At 61.2% G+C, this 17,093-nt stretch carries 11 protein-coding genes; 9 read left to right on the top strand and 2 right to left on the bottom strand.

Annotated elements, in window-relative coordinates:
* Nucleotides 1-19: 19 nt before the first annotated feature.
* From BZF57_RS17735 to BZF57_RS17705, 7 genes are all read left to right on the top strand, one after another.
* On the top strand, nucleotides 20-3,496 hold the full coding sequence (locus tag BZF57_RS17735) for a class I SAM-dependent DNA methyltransferase (protein ID WP_240506037.1): 3,477 nt from the start codon (nucleotides 20-22) through the stop codon (nucleotides 3,494-3,496).
* A 455-nt stretch (nucleotides 3,497-3,951) separates the two neighbouring features.
* A complete protein-coding gene (locus tag BZF57_RS17730; protein WP_086740515.1) occupies nucleotides 3,952-4,731 on the top strand; it encodes a DUF5131 family protein in 780 nt (259 codons plus the stop codon).
* A gap of 22 nt (nucleotides 4,732-4,753) precedes the next feature.
* Nucleotides 4,754-6,016: a three-Cys-motif partner protein TcmP gene (locus BZF57_RS17725; protein WP_086740513.1), complete on the top strand. Its 1,263-nt coding sequence runs from the start codon at nucleotides 4,754-4,756 to the stop codon at nucleotides 6,014-6,016.
* Complete coding sequence (locus BZF57_RS17720) at nucleotides 6,013-7,059, top strand: restriction endonuclease (protein ID WP_086740511.1); 1,047 nt, start codon at nucleotides 6,013-6,015, stop codon at nucleotides 7,057-7,059. Before BZF57_RS17725 ends, BZF57_RS17720 begins: the two co-directional genes overlap by 4 nt.
* The gene (locus BZF57_RS17715; RefSeq protein WP_086740509.1) at nucleotides 7,059-7,862 is read left to right on the top strand and encodes a restriction endonuclease; all 804 of its coding nucleotides are present in this window, start codon (nucleotides 7,059-7,061) and stop codon (nucleotides 7,860-7,862) included. The genes BZF57_RS17720 and BZF57_RS17715 overlap by 1 nt, the downstream gene beginning before the upstream one ends.
* A 12-nt stretch (nucleotides 7,863-7,874) precedes the next feature.
* Complete coding sequence (locus tag BZF57_RS17710) at nucleotides 7,875-8,255, top strand: hypothetical protein (RefSeq protein WP_086740506.1); 381 nt, start codon at nucleotides 7,875-7,877, stop codon at nucleotides 8,253-8,255.
* 295 nt (nucleotides 8,256-8,550) lie between these two features.
* Nucleotides 8,551-9,660: a Fic family protein gene (locus tag BZF57_RS17705; RefSeq protein WP_086740504.1), complete on the top strand. Its 1,110-nt coding sequence runs from the start codon at nucleotides 8,551-8,553 to the stop codon at nucleotides 9,658-9,660.
* A gap of 188 nt (nucleotides 9,661-9,848) precedes the next feature.
* Here the strand turns inward: BZF57_RS17705 and BZF57_RS17700 are convergent, their stop codons facing one another.
* Nucleotides 9,849-10,667: an HNH endonuclease gene (locus BZF57_RS17700; protein ID WP_143738558.1), complete on the bottom strand. Its 819-nt coding sequence runs from the start codon at nucleotides 10,665-10,667 to the stop codon at nucleotides 9,849-9,851.
* Between the two features lie 28 nt (nucleotides 10,668-10,695).
* Nucleotides 10,696-12,282, bottom strand: a complete 1,587-nt coding sequence (locus BZF57_RS17695; RefSeq protein WP_086740498.1) for an AAA family ATPase — start codon at nucleotides 12,280-12,282, stop codon at nucleotides 10,696-10,698.
* Between the two features lie 901 nt (nucleotides 12,283-13,183).
* Between BZF57_RS17695 and BZF57_RS17690 the strand changes: the two genes are divergently transcribed.
* Nucleotides 13,184-15,259 carry an ATP-dependent nuclease gene (locus tag BZF57_RS17690; RefSeq protein WP_086740496.1) on the top strand — a complete coding sequence of 692 codons (2,076 nt, stop codon included), beginning with the start codon at nucleotides 13,184-13,186 and terminating at the stop codon, nucleotides 15,257-15,259.
* Nucleotides 15,252-17,015: a UvrD-helicase domain-containing protein gene (locus tag BZF57_RS17685; protein ID WP_086740545.1), complete on the top strand. Its 1,764-nt coding sequence runs from the start codon at nucleotides 15,252-15,254 to the stop codon at nucleotides 17,013-17,015. The genes BZF57_RS17690 and BZF57_RS17685 overlap by 8 nt, the downstream gene beginning before the upstream one ends.
* The last annotated feature ends 78 nt before the right edge of the window (nucleotides 17,016-17,093 follow it).

The following is a 17,093-nucleotide window of genomic DNA, read 5'->3' as shown; positions in this document are numbered from 1 at the left end:
GTGCTTTATGTTACTTCAGATGCTCGAAGCCGATCAAATTGAAAGCTTTATAGCTGAATGGCGCGGCACAGGCGGCAGCGAACTCGCCAACACCCAGTCCTTCATCAACGGCCTGGCCCGGCTGCTCGGCGTCGATCCCCCGCGCGGCGCCAAGGCTGACGACACCGCGAACGACTACGTCTTCGAACGCCGGGTCTTTCAGGACAATGGCGACGGCACCACCAGTTTCGGCCGGATCGATTGCTACAAGCGCGGGTGCTTCATCCTCGAAGCCAAGCAGGGCAGCGAGGCTGACCGGGCTGCTGCCGACAAGGGCGAGGACGATCTCGACATCTTCGGCCAGACCGCCAAGACCCGTGTCGCCCGCGGCACCGCCCGGCGCGGCACGCCCGGATGGGCCAAGGCGATGGTGCAGGCGAAAGGCCAGGCCGAACGCTACGCCAAGGCGCTCCCCATCGATCATGGCTGGCCGCCGTTCCTGCTTGTCGCCGACATCGGCTATTGCATCGAGGTCTATGCCGACTTCACCGGCACCGGCAAAGCCTACGCCCAGTTCCCCGACCGCGCGCGCTACCGGATCATGCTTGAGGACTTGCGCGACGATGATGTTCGCGACCGCCTGCGCGCCATCTGGACCGATCCCAAAAGCCTCGATCCCACCGCCCGCGCCGCCCGGGTCACCCGCGACATTGCCGATCTGCTCGCCACCGTTGCTCGCCGCCTCGAAAAGCGCGGCTATGATGCCGAGACCACCAGCGGCTTTCTCATGCGCGTGCTGTTCACAATGTTCGCCGAGGACAGCAAGCTGATCCCGGAAGGCAGCTTCACCCAGCTGCTCAAGAACCAGCGCGCCCATCCGGAGCATCTCGAACACCAGCTGTCCGCGCTGTGGGCGGCGATGGACAAGGGCGAGTTCTCCCCCGCGCTTGGCGTCCCGCTCCGGAAGTTCAACGGCTACCTTTTCAAGGAGCGCTCCGCCCTGCCCCTCGATGCCGAGGAGCTGGAGGTGCTGATTCAGGCCGCCGAACATGTCTGGACCGAGGTCGAGCCCGCGATTTTCGGCACCCTGCTCGAACGCGCGCTCAACCCCAAGGAGCGGGCCAAGCTTGGCGCCCATTACACCCCGCGCGCTTATGTCGAGCGGCTGATCGGCCCCACCATCATGGAGCCGCTGCGGGCCGACTGGGACGGGGTGCGCGGGGCGGCTGCCACCCTGATCGAAGAGGGCAAGGCGGACGAGGCCAAGGCCTTCGTCGAGGCGTTCCATTCCCGGCTTGCCCAGACCAAGGTGCTCGATCCCGCCTGCGGCACTGGCAACTTCCTCTATGTCGCCATGGCGCGCATGAAAGAGCTGGAGGGCGAGGTGCTCGATTTGCTGGTCGAGCTGGGCGATGACCAATATGTCGCCGAGCTCACCGGCCACACCATCACGCCCGAGAACTTCCTAGGCATCGAGATCAACCCGCGCGCCGCCGCGATTGCGCAGCTGGTGCTGTGGATCGGCTACCTGCAATGGCATTTTCGGGTGAACGGTGCGGACCGCACGCCGCCTGAGCCGATCTTGCGCGACGTCAAGACCATCGAGAACCGCGACGCCCTGATCGAGTGGGACGAAAAGGTTGCGGAGCTGGACGTGAACGGGGACCCCGTCACCCGCTGGGACGGCGAGACGATGAAGGAGGACCCCATTACTGGTATCGATGTGCCAGACGATACCGCTCGCATCCCAATCTACCGGTACGTGAAGCCGCGTGCCACGAAGTGGCCGAAAGCGGACTTCATTGTCGGGAACCCGCCTTTCGTTTCGAGCCGTGAGACCAGAGAGCTGCTGGGCGACGGTTATGCAGATGCTCTTCGCGATAGCCATCCTAATGTGCCCGGTAACGTTGATCTCGTGATGTATTTCTGGAAGCTCGCAGCTGACAGCGTCCGTGCAGGTGCTCGCGAGTTTGGCCTGATCACCACAAGCCGAATTCGGATGGAGCAAAACCGCAAGGTGACCTCCAGTGCGCTTGCCAACGATCTGCACATCACTTTCGCGATCCCCGATCATCCTTGGGCAGGGAAAGATGCTGAAGCAGGGGTGCGTGTCGCATTCACAGTCGTGTCCAAGGACAAGAGCCAGCAAAGACGGTTGTTGCTGGCACCAGATCATGACGAATCAAGGAGCCGTGTTTCCGATGGCACGATCTTGGAACAGGCTGATTTGGAGACCAAAATTCGTAGATCAATCACACCGGACCTGTCTCCGTCGGTCGAGATTGATGGTCTGTCCGAGCTCAAGGCGTGGTCTGACCTCTCCCATGCCGGCATGAAGCCATATGCGACCACGCTGGTTGTCACTGAAGATGTCGCTGTCAGGCTCTTTCCCGATGCGGTAACAATGGACCGGTATGCACCGAGATACTTGAATGGTCAGGGCGTTGCCCGGCGACCACGGAATGCGAGGGTGCTCGATTTCAATGATTGCACTTCCGAGGCAGCGGTTCGACAGATTTCGGAATCCGCTTTCCAGTACCTTGTGACCCATACCAAGCCCGAACGAAGCCAAGAACGGAATCCCCGGCTGCGTAAAGAATGGTGGCGTTTTGAGGCATCGCGCGATGGCCTGCGAAGCGGTATCCAGCAAATCGATCGCTACATCGTGACGGTCGAGAACTCTCCCACGAGATATTTCGTATTCCTCCCCTCTTCGGTTCTGCCGGACCAGAAGCTTCGCTGTGTCGGGTCCGACGATGCTTTCGTGCTCGGAGTTTTGAGTTCTCAAGCTCACGCGAAATTTTCTGCACGTATTGGTGGTCGACATGGCGTAGGGAACACACCCGTCTACAATACCAAGTGCGCGACGACATTCCCGCTCCCTGCCGACGTGCCGGAGCCACTCAAGGCCAAGATCCGGGCCGAGGCCGAGGCGCTCGATGCACTGCGGAAGCGGGTGCTCGAAAGCCATAAGGACCTGACCCTCACCAAGCTCTACAACGTGCTCGAAGCCCTGCGGGAGGGTCGCGCGCTGACCGATGGCGAGCGCGACATGCATGATCGCGGGCTCGTCACCCTGATCCGCCAACACCACGACACCATCGATGCGCTGGTCGCCGAAGCCTATGGCTGGCCCGCCGACCTGTCCGACGAGGAAATCCTCACGCGCCTCGTCGCCCTCAACAAGGAACGTGCCGCCGAAGAGGCCCGAGGCCTGATCCGCTGGCTGCGCCCCGAATATCAGGCGCCCGACTACAAGGCCCCCGTCACCCAGACGCTCGACCTCGGCGAAACCGCCGCCGCGCTGCCCGACAACGTCATCCCCTGGCCCGGCTCACTCCCCGAACAGGTCAGCGCCGTCCAATCCATCCTCACCGCCGCCGCCACGCCCCTCGCGCCGCAAGACGTCGCCCGAGCCTTCAAGGGCAAACGCGCCGCGACCATCCGCCCGGTGCTGGATGCGCTCGCGGGGATCGGCATGGCCCGGCGGCTGAAGGACGGGCGGTACGCGGCGTAGCGTCGCCCGATCGAAGGACGACAGTTTCCGAGCCAAACCCATCCTTCAGCTTCGCTACGACGAACGCCTGCGATCAAAGATTTAGTTCCCGCGAAATGGGCAGACAAACAGTTGGCAAGTACCGATCTCATCGATATGTTCACCCAATGTTCGCTATCGCCAGCACCCAGTCAGATCAGATCGTGGGACAATCAGAGAAGGGGCGACTTCATTGCAACCGATTGATCCGCTATGGCTAGTTAAGGTGTATCGTCTTTGGTTAGCACTCTTAACCTGCCGTCGGGGCCGATGGGGTCAAAACGCTCGGTTAGAATGGTTTGAATTCAGTGGGGTAGGATATCAGAGGCGACCAGCACTCGCTCGTAAGGCCTACGTATCCGCTATTCCGCTTGATCTCATCTCGTACGCGGTACGCCGCAAAATTTATTCCGGTGTTGAAAGCGACTGAAGTATCTATGGCGCAATCACAGATCGAGTGGACAGATGCGACGTGGAACCCAGTTGCGGGGTGTACAGTGGTGTCGGCCGGCTGCACCCACTGCTATGCCATGGATATGGCTCGACGGCTCGAAGCGATGGGCGTCACCAAATATGAAGGGCTGACACGCAAGAGCGGCAAGCGAACCGTCTGGAACGGCATCGTGCGCGAGGATCGCAGCGCGCTCGCCATTCCCCGGCGCTGGCGCAAACCTCGCAAGATCTTCGTCAATTCGATGAGCGACCTGTTCCACGACGCGGTGAGCGAAGCGTTCATCGCCGACGTGTGGCAGGTGATGCGCGATACGCCGCATCACCACTATCAAATCCTGACTAAGCGACCCGATCGAATGGCCGACGTATTGCACAAAGCTGGCGATGACGTCCTGCCCAATGTCTGGCTCGGCACCAGCGTAGAGGATGCGGACGTCGTTCCACGCATCACTGCACTGCGAAAGGTCGCCGCCGCGGTCCGCTTCATTTCGTTCGAGCCGTTGATCGGGCCGGTCGGGCAAGTCGATCTCAGCGGGATCGACTGGGCGATCGTCGGCGGAGAGAGCGGCCGCTCGGCCCGCCCAATCAAGGAGGAATGGATCGACGAGATTCACGATCAGTGCGAGACCTACGGGACCGCCTTCTTCTTCAAACAATGGGGCACTTGGGGCGAGGACAACAAGCGTCGCTCCAAGAAGGCGAACGGTCGTCACTATCGTGGCCAGACCTGGAACGCGATGCCGACGCTGGAGGCGGCGCCGTAACTGGCAGTTGCAGGAACACGAGATGGTTGAGAAGCGATACGAATGGGCCAGAGGCGCGACGCTTGAGGAACATTCCCGGCGCAAGCATAAGATTTTGCGCGAATATCTATTCGAGTATTTGGTCGTACGCTGCCGACTGCCCCAGCAGTCGCGCTTCCGGCTCGCCATCGTCGACGGCTTCGCCGGGGGTGGCCGCTATCGCTGCGGCGCGGCAGGATCGCCTATCATCATTCTTGAGGAGCTCAAGCACGCCGTCGAGACGGTCAACCTAGACCGCGCCGCGCAAGGGCTTGGTCAGGTCGCAGTCGAATGCCTGCTGGTCCTCAACGATTTCAGTTCCGACGCGCTTGAATCGCTCAAAAACCATATGGCGCCGGTCCAGGCCGAGATCGCCGCATCGATGCCCAATCTTCATGTGCGCGTCGACTATCTCAACCAGCCCTTTGAGGCGGCATATCCGGCCATCAAGCAGTTGCTCGAAGCGGGCCGCTATCGCAACGTACTCTTCAATCTCGACCAGTGCGGGCACAGCCGCGTCGACCGCCGTACGCTGATCGACATCATGCGCTCCTACCCGTCGGTCGAGATCTTCTACACCTTCGCGATCGAAGCGCTGGTCGCGTTCCTGCAGAAAAGCGCTCCCGACCTCCTCGCCGCGCAGCTGCAGCACCTCGACATCGAGCCGGGCAATCTCGCAAGTCTCGAAGGCGCAATGAGCAAAGGAAGCTGGCTCGGTGCGGCCGAACGGATCGTCTTCGAGACCTTTCGCAATTGCGCACCCTTCGTAAGCCCGTTTTCGATCAACAATCCGGATGGCTGGCGCTACTGGCTGATCCATTTCGCAAACTTCTATCGCGCGCGCCAAGTCTACAATAACGTGTTGCACGAGAACAGCAGCGCGCAGGCGCATTTCGGTCGTTCGGGCCTAAACATGCTGAGCTACGATCCGCGCCACGAGACCGGCGCACTCTATCTGTTTGATCTATCCGGGCGACAGCAGGCGCTCGGACAGTTACTCGAAGACATTCCGCGGCTAGTATCGGAGTCGGGCGATGCCATTCCCGTGAGCGATTTCTACGAGAGCATCTATAATTCGACACCTGCCCATGCCGACGATGTTCATCAGGCAATCATCGACAACCCAGATGTCGAGGTGCTGACGCCGGGCGGCGGCGAACGCCGCAAGGCCAACACCATCGCAATCGGCGACATCCTTCGTCTCAAGAACCAGAAGAGCTTCTTTCCGATGTTCCTCGGGCCGACCACGGGCGCTCGATCGGAATGACCAGCAGGCGCATCGATCCCGAATGGCGCGCCTTCGAGCGGCTCGTCGCGCGGATCGAGCGCGATACAGCCGGTCGTGACGCGACCGTTGCTTCACCGGATCGAATACGGTGTCGGTACAGTGGACGCCTTCGTGAAGTCGACGCCTCGCTCCGCACGACCGACGGGGAACTGACCACAATCGAATGCCGCAAGCGCCGTGCGCGTCAAGACGTGACATGGATCGAGCAGCTGGCCACGAAGAAGGATTCGCTCGGCGCCGACCATACAATCGCGGTCAGCGCCTCGGGATTCTCGCCCGCGTCGCGGAGCATCGCCGCTGTGCACGGCATCACGCTCAAGGATCTGCGCCAGATCGAGGAGGCCGAGCTAAATCCCAACCTCAATCTCGATTTCGTGCTTTTCACCCACAAGCGCGCGGTGCTCGCCGGCGTCGAACTGCGCTTCGCGGCGAGCACGCCGTGGGCAGTGCCGCGCCCAGGCGACCGCGATTTGCGCTTGGGTAATGATTGCGATCCCCTCGCCCCTATCTTCCACCATGTCGAGGACGGACGTCGCTGGTCGATCAACGACCTGTGGCACCAGTTGCAGGATGCCGTCGACCCGTTTTCTGGGCTCGAGAAGGGTGCGGCTCCCGTCATTCGTTCGGCTTGCTTTCCCTATCCCGGGACTGTCGAAGTCGACACGCCATCCGGTCCGAGGCGGCTTGGCGACGTCGTCCTGAGCATTGCCTTGGCAATTACGGTCGAGCCGGTTTGGAAATCGGACGCGGCCAAGGTCGAGTACGGCGAGAAGGACCGACAGGGCTTGCAGCGTCTCGAGTTTGAGTCCGCGCATACGTGCGATCCTTGGCGCATCGCGCTCCAGCTTCCGAGCGATGCGACTGATCGGCAGTCCATGGCCGCGGCCGGTGACTGGCCTGCGCAGCGAGGAGCAGCTCTCCGTCCGACCCAAGTAAGGACGCGGCCCGCTGGGTGCTGCCATCGGCCCTTCCGTTCGAGCGCCTCAAAGGCCACGATCTGGAAGAATGCGTCTATTGGCTAATGGATTCGCTCGGAGCCAAGGACTTGGAGTGGCGTGTCGGCGGCATCGGCGCGGGGACTTCCGACGGCGGACGCGATCTCGAAGCTTGGTTCTTCTCCCCTTCGCCCGATGGCGAGATGGAAGGCCAGCGATGGTGGATCGAATGCAAGGGGCGCAGCGGCACGGTTGAAGCCGACACGGTCAAGGCGGCATGTAACAATGCGCTCGCGCAGGACGATCTCGCCTATCTGGTCGTGGTAACCAACACCGGCTTCTCCAATCCGACCCGCGACTGGGTCAAGCAGTGGCAGAAGTCACACCCACACCCGAGGGTCAAGTTGTGGGACAAGTCCTCGCTCGAACGTATGCTCGCGCAGCATCCTAACGCCGTCTTTCGTTTGTTCAGTCAAGCGCTCAGCACCGCGGGTCACCTGGAAGTCGCCCGTGAGGGTTTCTGGAATCGGTTCGACTATACGTCGCCGAGAACGCTTCAGACCTTCTGGGACACGCGCGAGGATCTCGCTATCGGGCCGCTTGAGCGCATCGCGCTCGTCGTCTCTGAATTTGCCCATGGTCGGATCGGCGACCGCCCCTGGGGCGTGGCATGCGAGCCGCAAGCTATGTTCGAAACGCTCAGCCTCGCGACCGCGAACCTCCCGTACCTGTTTGGGCGCGCGCTGCGCAGCGGGATCGATCAGGAGCCAGTGATTCGTGGGATTGCCTATCTCGTGCTAGCGACGCTTCGTGTGATCAGCGCAAAGGACGTTGCCGAGATGATCGAAGCGCAGCTGCAGAACAGCGATGGCGCGCCCTACCCTGGCTAGGTGCGGCTTGGGTTGCTGGAGCCCGTCCTGAGCACGCTGCTTTACGAGACGACCGAGGTCTGCAGCGCCGACTGCAAGCGGGTGATATGCGGCGGCGGCGACGCCTATGCATTCGACAACGAGCCGATCGAGGCGTATTGGCGCCGGCTCGATCCCCAAGGCCGCCAAGCGGGTCCCGCGAAGGACGATCGGCAGCTCTGGATCGAGAAGAACGACGCGCCGTGCAAGGTCGGCTTTGCGGTCGGCCCCGGAAACGGTTGCCCGCTTTTCGCCAGTGAGCCCGGCGAGACCGACCTTGCCGAACTGTTGGCAATCGTCGAGCGGGTCAGCGACTTTCGTTCAGCCGAAGCCAAGGCGAAGGCCGCCGCCGGGGCGGCTCAGGAGCAGCCCTGAGCGACGCCGCGGCCGCGACAGTTGTCAGCGCGGGCACCGGTTACGGCCCGATGAGATAGAGCAGGCCTGCTATATCAGGAGCGTGGAGCACTAGATGAAGCTCTGGTGAGGCGGGTTGCCCGAAGCCTGAGAAAACAAGTACGGCAAGGCGATGAGGCCCCAGAAGCATCACACGACGATTTGCCTGACAGTGGGCTCGAGTGCATATTTCGCGTATCCGCGATTGGCAGAACGCTGACATGTGGGCATTGTCGTGTTAGGACAATCGCATTTTCTTTAACACGTTGCGAGTGTCATGTTAGCGCCGACCTACATCATCCCACCACTTCCTCCGGGTATAGACCTCGAGACGGTGCCCATCCTGAAGGCGCTCAATGCCGCCAGTCGGGCTCTTGCCGACCTGAAGGGGCAGGCGCGCACAATCCCCAATCAGGGGATCCTGATCGACACCCTTGCCCTTCAGGAAGCAAAGGCATCTTCCGAAGTTGAGAACATAGTCACGACCCAGGACGAGCTTTTTCAGGCGGACCTCTTTCCTGATGACCCGCAATCGCCTGCCTCCAAAGAGGTGGCGCTCTACCGCGACGCCTTGCGGCTCGGCTATGCCCGGATACAGGAGACCGGGGGTTTGATCCCCAATTCCGTTCTCATCGACATGTTCAGGCTCCTGAAGGGGCGCGACGACGGGTTTCGGGTGACCCCCGGCACTGCCCTCAAGCATGACCGGACGGGGGCAATCGTCTATGTCCCGCCACAGGACGCGCGGGACATTGTCACGCAAATGACCGCGCTCGAGCGCTTCGTGAACGATGACACGTTGAGCGGCCTTGATCCTCTGATCAAGATGGCGCTGATCCATCATCAGTTCGAAAGCATACACCCCTTCCCCGACGGGAACGGGCGCATTGGCCGCATCCTGAACGTCCTCTATCTGACGCGCACCGGTCTGCTCGATATTCCTGTCCTCTACCTTTCCCGCCACGTGACGCGGCACAAGGCCGACTATTACCGCCTGCTTCAGGCTGTGCGCGACAGCGACGGGGCGCAGGAGGCATGGGAAGCTTGGGTGATCTACATGCTCGAGGGTGTCGCCGAGACGGCAGCCACCACGCTTCGCATCGTCGAAGGGATCCGTGACCAGATGGCCCGGGCCAAACACAGAATGCGTGACGAGCTGCCGCGGCTCTATAGTCAGGAGCTGCTCAACAATCTGTTCCGGCATCCCTACACGCGCATCGAGTACGTCCAGCGGGACCTCGGTCTGAAAGCCCGCCAGACAGCAGCAAAATACCTCGATGCGCTAGCGGAGCACGGCTTCGTGCTGAAGCAGCGCGCTGGCAAGCACAACTATTACATCAACACTGAGCTCGTCCGGCTGTTCCTTGAGGTGTCGGAAGAGGGGTAACCTCGACACAGCTATGCCGTTTCATCTGATGACCAGTGCGAGCCAATCCGCAACCAACCCTAGATCATCTGCTGGAGCCGCGGCCTGTCTTCGCATTCCATCCGAGAACTCGACTGCTACGCTCCCGAATCCTGTTTTCGATGCCACCACATCATCTTTTAAGCCGCCCCGGTTGGGATCGCTTCGTATCAGTCGGGAATCTGGAGATATCCGCCGCCGATGAACCATGGACTGGCGGCTAAGGTCTGAAACATGATATGCTGCCAGCTGTTGAGCCGATCTGCATAACGCGCCTGTTCCTCGGCCAGATAAGCCTGCACGCCACCCGCTCCCTTGGTCGCTGCGATTGTCGTGAGGTGGCCGCGGAGCGGGATCAGGTCGTCATTGGCATTCGAGGTGTAGCTAACCCCGAGTTTGACGACATCGAAGTGCCGCTTTGCCCGGAGCCTGTCGATCTGCGTCCAGTGTGCCGGTGCATCGACGTGAAAAACCAAGACGGGCGGCCCTTCGATATCGAGCTGGGCGAAGATCCACTGCTGCTGGGTGTAATCGTCGTAGTAGGGATGGAGGGTTTGTTCTTCCGCACATGTTGGGAAGCGCGCCCGTTTAGCGTTGTTGCAAAAATCACAGGCTGGAACGAGATTGAATGGACAGACCGACAGGCTTGGATAGTGCGCCTTCGGGAGATGGTGATCAAGCACTGTGACCGTGCCTATACCGCACAGCGGGCATTTGCCATTAGGCGGGGCGTTTCGGATTGCGTTGTAGATCACCCGTGCAGCTCCGTTCGAGGCGCTCATCTGTTTCGAATAGAGCGCTTCCAACTCGGACCGGGTGACGGCGCCAACGTTCGGTGCGCGCACCACTTCATGGAGGCTCTGCACGCGCGCGAGCTGATCGTAGTTCGCGGCCGCCGCAACAAGCAGTGGGGTGATTGCCTGAAGGCGTAGCTGCAATTCTGCATCGGCGACACCGCCAAAACAGGTTGCCAGCACGTCGGCCGCCAAATGGGGCGGCATTGGCAACGTACGCATCCTATTCATCACCGCCGAGCGGTGGAAGCTGATCCGGTAAGATGAGACTGAGCGCTCGCGCCAGCGCGCGGCCCTCGGCACCGAGTTGGCCGCCGAACAGCGCCAAGATTTGTTCATATGTGCGCCCTTCGGCATGATCGGCGATGAGTTTGTGGAAGCCGGTCTGGGTCACCTCGAGCCCGAAAACCTCGCGAGTCAAGGTCCCGGCATTCTCACCGAAGGTTTCCTGTTCGGGTCGATCAGCGCGGGCTTCGTGGCCGACGCGGCTCAGCTTCCAGACGCAGGACTGCGGAACCTCCTGCAGAACAACAGGCGAATGGGTTGCTATGATCGCGACGCCATTTCGATTGATCAGCAAGTCGGACAGCGCACGCACAAACGCCGAAAGCAAGGGCGGGTGGAGATGACTTTCGGGTTCATCGATCAGGACGAGAGACTTCTCTTCGACCAACTCTACGAGCCGGGTCATCGAAAGAAGAACAACCGCGTGGCCCGAACTCATCCGCCGAAACATGCTACGTGCACGTTGTTCAAGATCTGGTCCCTGATAATCGGCAAGCTCAGAGACGTTTGCCTCAGCAAAGAGGGGATCGGCCTCTAAGGTTCGCAAGGCATTTTCCCAGCGGCGCCGGCGAACGCCTTCACGGCAGGCGAGCATGCTCTTGGCAAATTCGTGGGCGAGTTCGTGCCCGTCCTTGACGCGTGGGCCTCGCGGCATTGCGACTGGTGCTCCGGTCTGCGGAGCTTCGTGAGTGACTAGCCCGACATAGGCGTAGCGCTTGTCGCCGCTGCTCGCTCCCCCTAGCAGGCCGGTGGAATCGAAGGCGCTGAACGAAACTGTCACCAGACCAGCAAAGCCGGGGTCCGCGTCCGGCTCGCCGAAACCCCACTGATTGGCCACGCGGTTACGCAATTGGCCGACGGTCTGTTGCGGGTCGTGCGCCGGCATGCCGAGAAAGGCACGGCCCAAGAAGTCGAAGCAGCGTGTCTTGCCTACGCCGTTGCGGCCGATCAGCACATGGATGTTGGTCGCCGGCAGCGAGTTTGGCGTCACGGCGAAGTTGAGCACGGGCGGCGGGGTTAGCGCCTGCGGATCAGGAGGAAAGAGATAGTCGAAGCTGTATGGCGAGAGTGCGACCTCACCGTGGGCGAGACGGTTGAAGCGCTCACGAACACGTGACATCTCGACATCGCGCAGGAGCGAGTTGTGAAGGACGGGCTCCTCAGCGTTGGCGTCAAGAATGGCCGGCTCGTACGCGCAGTCGCGCATCGCGATCAGGAACCCGTTGCGCACATTGTCCCCGAGCGAGATCAGGGTTTCGTAATAATTCTCGCCTTGACCGACGGAGAAATAGGTCGCGTCCAAGGCATCGAAGTTGGGGGGCAGTTCGGTGCTGCCTTGATCTTCGGTCATCCCCTTGCGCCCGATTTTCGCGCTTCCAAGCTCGATGATCGACCCGTCAGGCTGGATCGAACGGATCGCGTAGAGCGTGTACCATTTAAACCAGTCGTTCCAATTGTCCTTAATCAACTGGAACGTCGGCACGCCTTGATAGGCAGGTTGCTGGCTTCCGACAAAAAATCGCACCCTAGCCTATTATCCCCCTAGCCGATGCCGCACCCTATACCGTTCCGCCCGCGCCGAAAACAATTGGTTCGCCGCAGGAATGCTCGATGGCGTTCTCATGTCACTGAGCTTGCAGCCGAAACCATCGCATTTCTAAGTTCATCGCATTTCTAAGACGTTCGAGGCAGATGGCACCGGGGTCAGGTAAGCCGTGAAATGACCGGAGACTGCCCTCCCCTGCCCCGTTCATCTCCAAGACGCGCATGGCAGTGGGACGAAACTTTCCGTCCCGGCCAACATAGCGATACGCGGTCGCCTTCAAGATGCCGATCTAGGCGACAAAATCGAGTCCGAATTCTTGCGTTTGCCCATGACCTCCTGGAGAAGGCGGATCTTCTCCGGGATCACCTCGAATGGCCGGCCGCAGTGTTTGCCTCTCGCCTATTGCACGCGTCATTAGCGGCTACGTGGTGGCTAACAACCCCCGCAGCTTTACGCAGGCGGGTCACATGTGCTGAACCTACAGCTTGAGGGCACATTTCCCAGAGGCAGCTGCCGACCCAGACCCAGTCGTTCCCGATCAGAGGAAACAACGTCTGCTTCCGGCGGAAGCCGCCACTCGGCTTTCGGCATCGAGCCTTGACCCCGCTGATGACTGCAATTGGGTGGAATTCGGAATGGCGTCTTCTTCCAACTCACGCTAACAATCGGGATCGATTATCAATTTCAAGACAGTGCCTCAGCCTTGAATACGGACAGCGGCCGGATGAACGACCCCGTGGTGATTTCCCCGCCGAGGTCTCTAAGGCTGTCGCAACTCGCGAGCGCATGCGATGGCCACGCCGGTGCATTGAAACCGGCGCTTTCGTCCGGCGACATGAAGCCATTCGTCAGCTAAAGCTCTTCGCTAGGGGCGATTAAAATGCAGATAGTGCGGGCCAGAATTGAGAATTTCCGTCTTTTGCGGGATGTCGAAGTTGGGTTTGAGCAACGTACAACGCTCATCGTCGGGCGGAACAACAGCGGGAAGACTTCGATAGCGGAGCTGTTCCGGCGGCTCCTATCCGGCGGCAATCTGGCGTTTCGGCTCGAGGACTTCTCTCTAGGGTGCCACGAGAGTTTCTGGCAGGCGCTGCAGGCCTACCGCGCCGACCCGCAGGCCGCCGATGTCCTAGGGCAGCTGCCATCGATCCGATTGGTTCTCGACATCGGATACGACACGGATGCGCCGGATCTCGGACCGCTGGGCAACTGCATCATCGACCTAAACGAGGACTGTCACGAGGCCCGCCTGGAGTTTTGTTTCGGCCCGAAAGCGACAGCGCCCGAGGCCTTCTTCACCGACCACCTGATACCGCTCGAAGACGCTGCAGACGACCGCTCCCGCTTCTTTCGGAACCTGAGCCAACGGCTCCCGTCCGCCTATGCGGGGACGCTTGAAGCCGTCGATCCCAACGACGCCACCAACCGCAAGTTGCTTGAGACCAAGTTGCTCACGACGCTGATCGGAGGCGGCTTCATTAACGCGCAGCGTGGTCTCGACGATGACACCATCCGCGAACGCGACGTCCTCGGCAAAGTTGTCGAGGTCCTGTTTCAGTCGGCTTTGACGGACGACATCAACCCCGAGAGGCGGACGACCGCGGAGCAACTTAAGGACGTGGTGGAAGCCATTCAGGGCGACGTCCACAACAGCTTCAATTCTGGGCTGACCTCGCTGCTGCCCACGTTCGATCTGTTTGGATACCCCGGTCTTTCAGATCCTGGGCTCGTGACCGAGACGAGCTTCGACGTGAACAAGCTCCTCAAGGACCACACGAGGGTTAGGTATCGGGGCGTCAACGGCATGACGTTGCCTGAGACCTACAACGGGCTGGGGACGAGGAACCTCGTCTATATGCTTCTTCAGCTACTGCGCTTCTTCCGGGAGTATCAGGCGACACCAACATCGGCCGGTGTCCACCTCATCTTCATAGAGGAGCCAGAGGCGCACCTTCATCCGCAGATGCAGGAGGTCTTCATCCGGCAGCTCGAGCGTGTCGCGGCCGCGTTCGTGGCGCAGCTGAACGCTGATCGGCCTTGGCCGGTGCAGTTCGTTGTGACGACACATTCCCCGCACATGGCGAACGAGGCGCGTTTCGAGAGCCTCCGCTACTTCCTCTCCATTCCCGACGGCGAGGGCATGCGCCGTTCGGTCGTGAAGGATCTGCGTCAGGGCATGGCGGGCGCCGAGCCTGCGGTTCGCGAATTCCTTCATCAGTATCTCACGCTCTCACGATGTGACCTGTTCTTCGCAGACAAGGCGATCCTAATTGAGGGCACGTCGGAGCGGCTCCTGCTTCCCTCCATGATCCGCAAGACTGACGAGGCAGCGGCCGGGCAGCCGCAGCTCAGCAGCCAGTACCTGACCGTGATGGAGGTCGGCGGTGCGTACGCGCACCGGTTCTACGACCTTCTCAACTTCCTCGAGTTGCGCACGCTTATAATCACCGACATCGACTCAGTGGCTCCCAATGCCAGTAACAAGCGCGTGGCGGTCCCCGTGGCGCAGGGGACTTTCACCAGCAACGCGTGCATCAAGGAGTGGTTCTCGCCCGACGTGTCCCCAGCGCAACTTCTGGCGAAGACGGCGGATGAGAAGATCAGCGCTGGCAAGCGCCTTGCCTATCAAATCCCTGAGGAGGATGGCGGACCCTCCGCCCGCAGTTTCGAGGACGCGTTTATCCTCGCCAACCCAGAGCTGTTCGAACTTGGCGAGGGGGATCGGGCGGATCTCGCCTATGGGCATGCGGCCGAACAGAAGAAGTCTAGCTTTGCCCTAGAGCACGCGATCGAGAGCACTGCTTGGAGGACTCCCAGATACATCGCCGAAGGTCTGCGGTGGCTCGCCGAAGGCAACCCCGCTCCGGTTCTACCGCCAGAGGCGGTGGCAGAGGAACTGGTCGCCGAGGTGATCGGGGTGGAAGTTGCCGGCGACGGACAGCCCGCCCATGGCTGATGGGGAGAGCCCAGCCGACGCCGCCGGCCGCGTTGCGTTGGAGCGCGTCTTCAATTGCTTCGACGATGGTCGCAGCTTCCGTCTCGAGGCCGGCGCCGGTGCGGGCAAGACCTACTCGCTCGAGAAGGCACTCCGCAGGCTTCTCGCCCTACGCGGGACCGAGCTCCTGCGTAACCGGCAGCAGATCGGTTGCATTACTTTCACGAACGTCGCGAAGGACGAGATCACGTCCCGCGTCCAGGCGCATCCTGCGGTACGACCAGAAACGATCCACGGTTTCTGCTGGTCCCTGCTGCAGGACTTCCAGCCAGAGATCCGTGCGCTGGTGCCGACGCTCGGGGGCTGGACCGATCGGCTCGCCGAGGCGGAGGTCGCCGATATCGGTGCCCGTACCATCCATTATGAACTCGGCTATCCCCGTGTGACCGAAACGGAAGTGTCGTTGCGGCACGAGGACGTGCTCACGCTCATGACCGCGCTCCTCGCACGGCCCAAATTTCGGGCCGTGATGACTGCGCGCTATCCGATTATGCTGATCGATGAGTATCAGGACACTGACGCCGGCTTCGTGGACGCCTTGAAGCAGTACTTCCTCGACACAGGCACCGGCCCTGTTGTGGGCCTCTTCGGCGATCACTGGCAGAAGATATACGGCGAGGGATGCGGGGCGGTTGAGCACGCCGCGCTTGAGGTAATAGACAAGAACGCCAACTTCCGTTCGGCCGGACCAATCGTCTCGATGCTCAACCGCATGAGGCCTGCGCTTCCGCAGATTCCCAGCGACGCCGACGTGCCCGGCGAGGCGCGGCTCTTCCATACCAACGCTTGGCCGGGGCAGCGCCGCACAGGCCAGGGAGGCGGGCACTGGACCGGAGATACGAGCGCCGAGGCGGCCCGCGCCTACTTCAACCATCTCAAGGCCAGGCTAATCGGCGAAGGTTGGGATTTTTCAGTCAAGCGGACGAAGATCCTGATGCTCAGCCACAGCGTCCTCGCACGGGAGCAGGGCTATCCAACGATCCAGCAAATCTACGGTCAGTTCAACGACGCGTGGCTGAAGAAGGACGATCCGCACATCAAGTTCCTCGCGGATCACGTGGAGCCCGCGTGCGCCGCCTTCCAAGCGCAGCGCTACGGCGAGATGTTCGGATGTCTCGACGCCGGTCGGCCCAGCATCCGCCGTCATCAGGACAAGGTGGCTTGGTCCCAGTCCTTCCAGGAACTCATCGAGCTTAGGCAGACGGGCACGATTGGGCAGGTAATCGACTTCATTAGGGCGCAGGCGCACATGCGCGTTCCCGAGGCGGTCGTGGACCGCGAGGATCGGCTTGCCGCCGTGGGAGCGGATCCTGTTGAAGACGAGCCGCGCCGGGTGACCCAGTTGCGAAAGCTCCGCGAGGTGCCCTATGCGGAGCTCATCGCCGTGGACGCCTTCATAGACGGCCACACGCCGTTCGCGACGAAGCATGGCGTCAAGGGTGCCGAGTTCGAGAACGTCCTCGTCATCGTCGGCCGCGGCTGGAACAAGTATAACTTCGCTCAGATGCTGGAATGGATGGATCCCGGGCCTCCCGAAGACAGGGTCGCCTTCTTTGAGAGCAACCGCAACCTGTTCTACGTGGCATGTTCGCGTCCGAAGAGGAGGCTGGCTCTTCTGTTCACGCAGGTGCTCAGCGCGGCAGCGCTAGCGAAGGCCAGTGAGCTTTTTGGTGAGGAGAACGTGATCGCCTTGCCGGCTGACCCGAGCGCGGTCTGATTGACTTCATACGACCACCGACCGTCCAGTGGGGCCCGATCCGTTCGCAGTGTTGTAAGTGGTGGTGAACTGCGCTCA

This window comes from Erythrobacter colymbi (assembly GCF_002155685.1).
Classification (GTDB): Bacteria; Pseudomonadota; Alphaproteobacteria; order Sphingomonadales; family Sphingomonadaceae; genus Erythrobacter; species Erythrobacter colymbi.
The sequence above is the reverse complement of the archived record's forward strand: the minus strand, read 5'-3'. Positions and strand labels throughout refer to the sequence as shown.

Coding starts and splice junctions, on each gene's coding strand:
- BZF57_RS17735 (WP_240506037.1), top strand. CDS start 20: ATGCTCGAAGCCGATCAAATTGAAAGCTTTATAGCTGAATGGCGCGGC.
- BZF57_RS17685 (WP_086740545.1), top strand. CDS start 15,252: ATGGCTGATGGGGAGAGCCCAGCCGACGCCGCCGGCCGCGTTGCGTTG.
- BZF57_RS17730 (WP_086740515.1), top strand. CDS start 3,952: ATGGCGCAATCACAGATCGAGTGGACAGATGCGACGTGGAACCCAGTT.
- BZF57_RS17705 (WP_086740504.1), top strand. CDS start 8,551: ATGTTAGCGCCGACCTACATCATCCCACCACTTCCTCCGGGTATAGAC.
- BZF57_RS17690 (WP_086740496.1), top strand. CDS start 13,184: ATGCAGATAGTGCGGGCCAGAATTGAGAATTTCCGTCTTTTGCGGGAT.
- BZF57_RS17725 (WP_086740513.1), top strand. CDS start 4,754: ATGGTTGAGAAGCGATACGAATGGGCCAGAGGCGCGACGCTTGAGGAA.
- BZF57_RS17720 (WP_086740511.1), top strand. CDS start 6,013: ATGACCAGCAGGCGCATCGATCCCGAATGGCGCGCCTTCGAGCGGCTC.
- BZF57_RS17715 (WP_086740509.1), top strand. CDS start 7,059: ATGGATTCGCTCGGAGCCAAGGACTTGGAGTGGCGTGTCGGCGGCATC.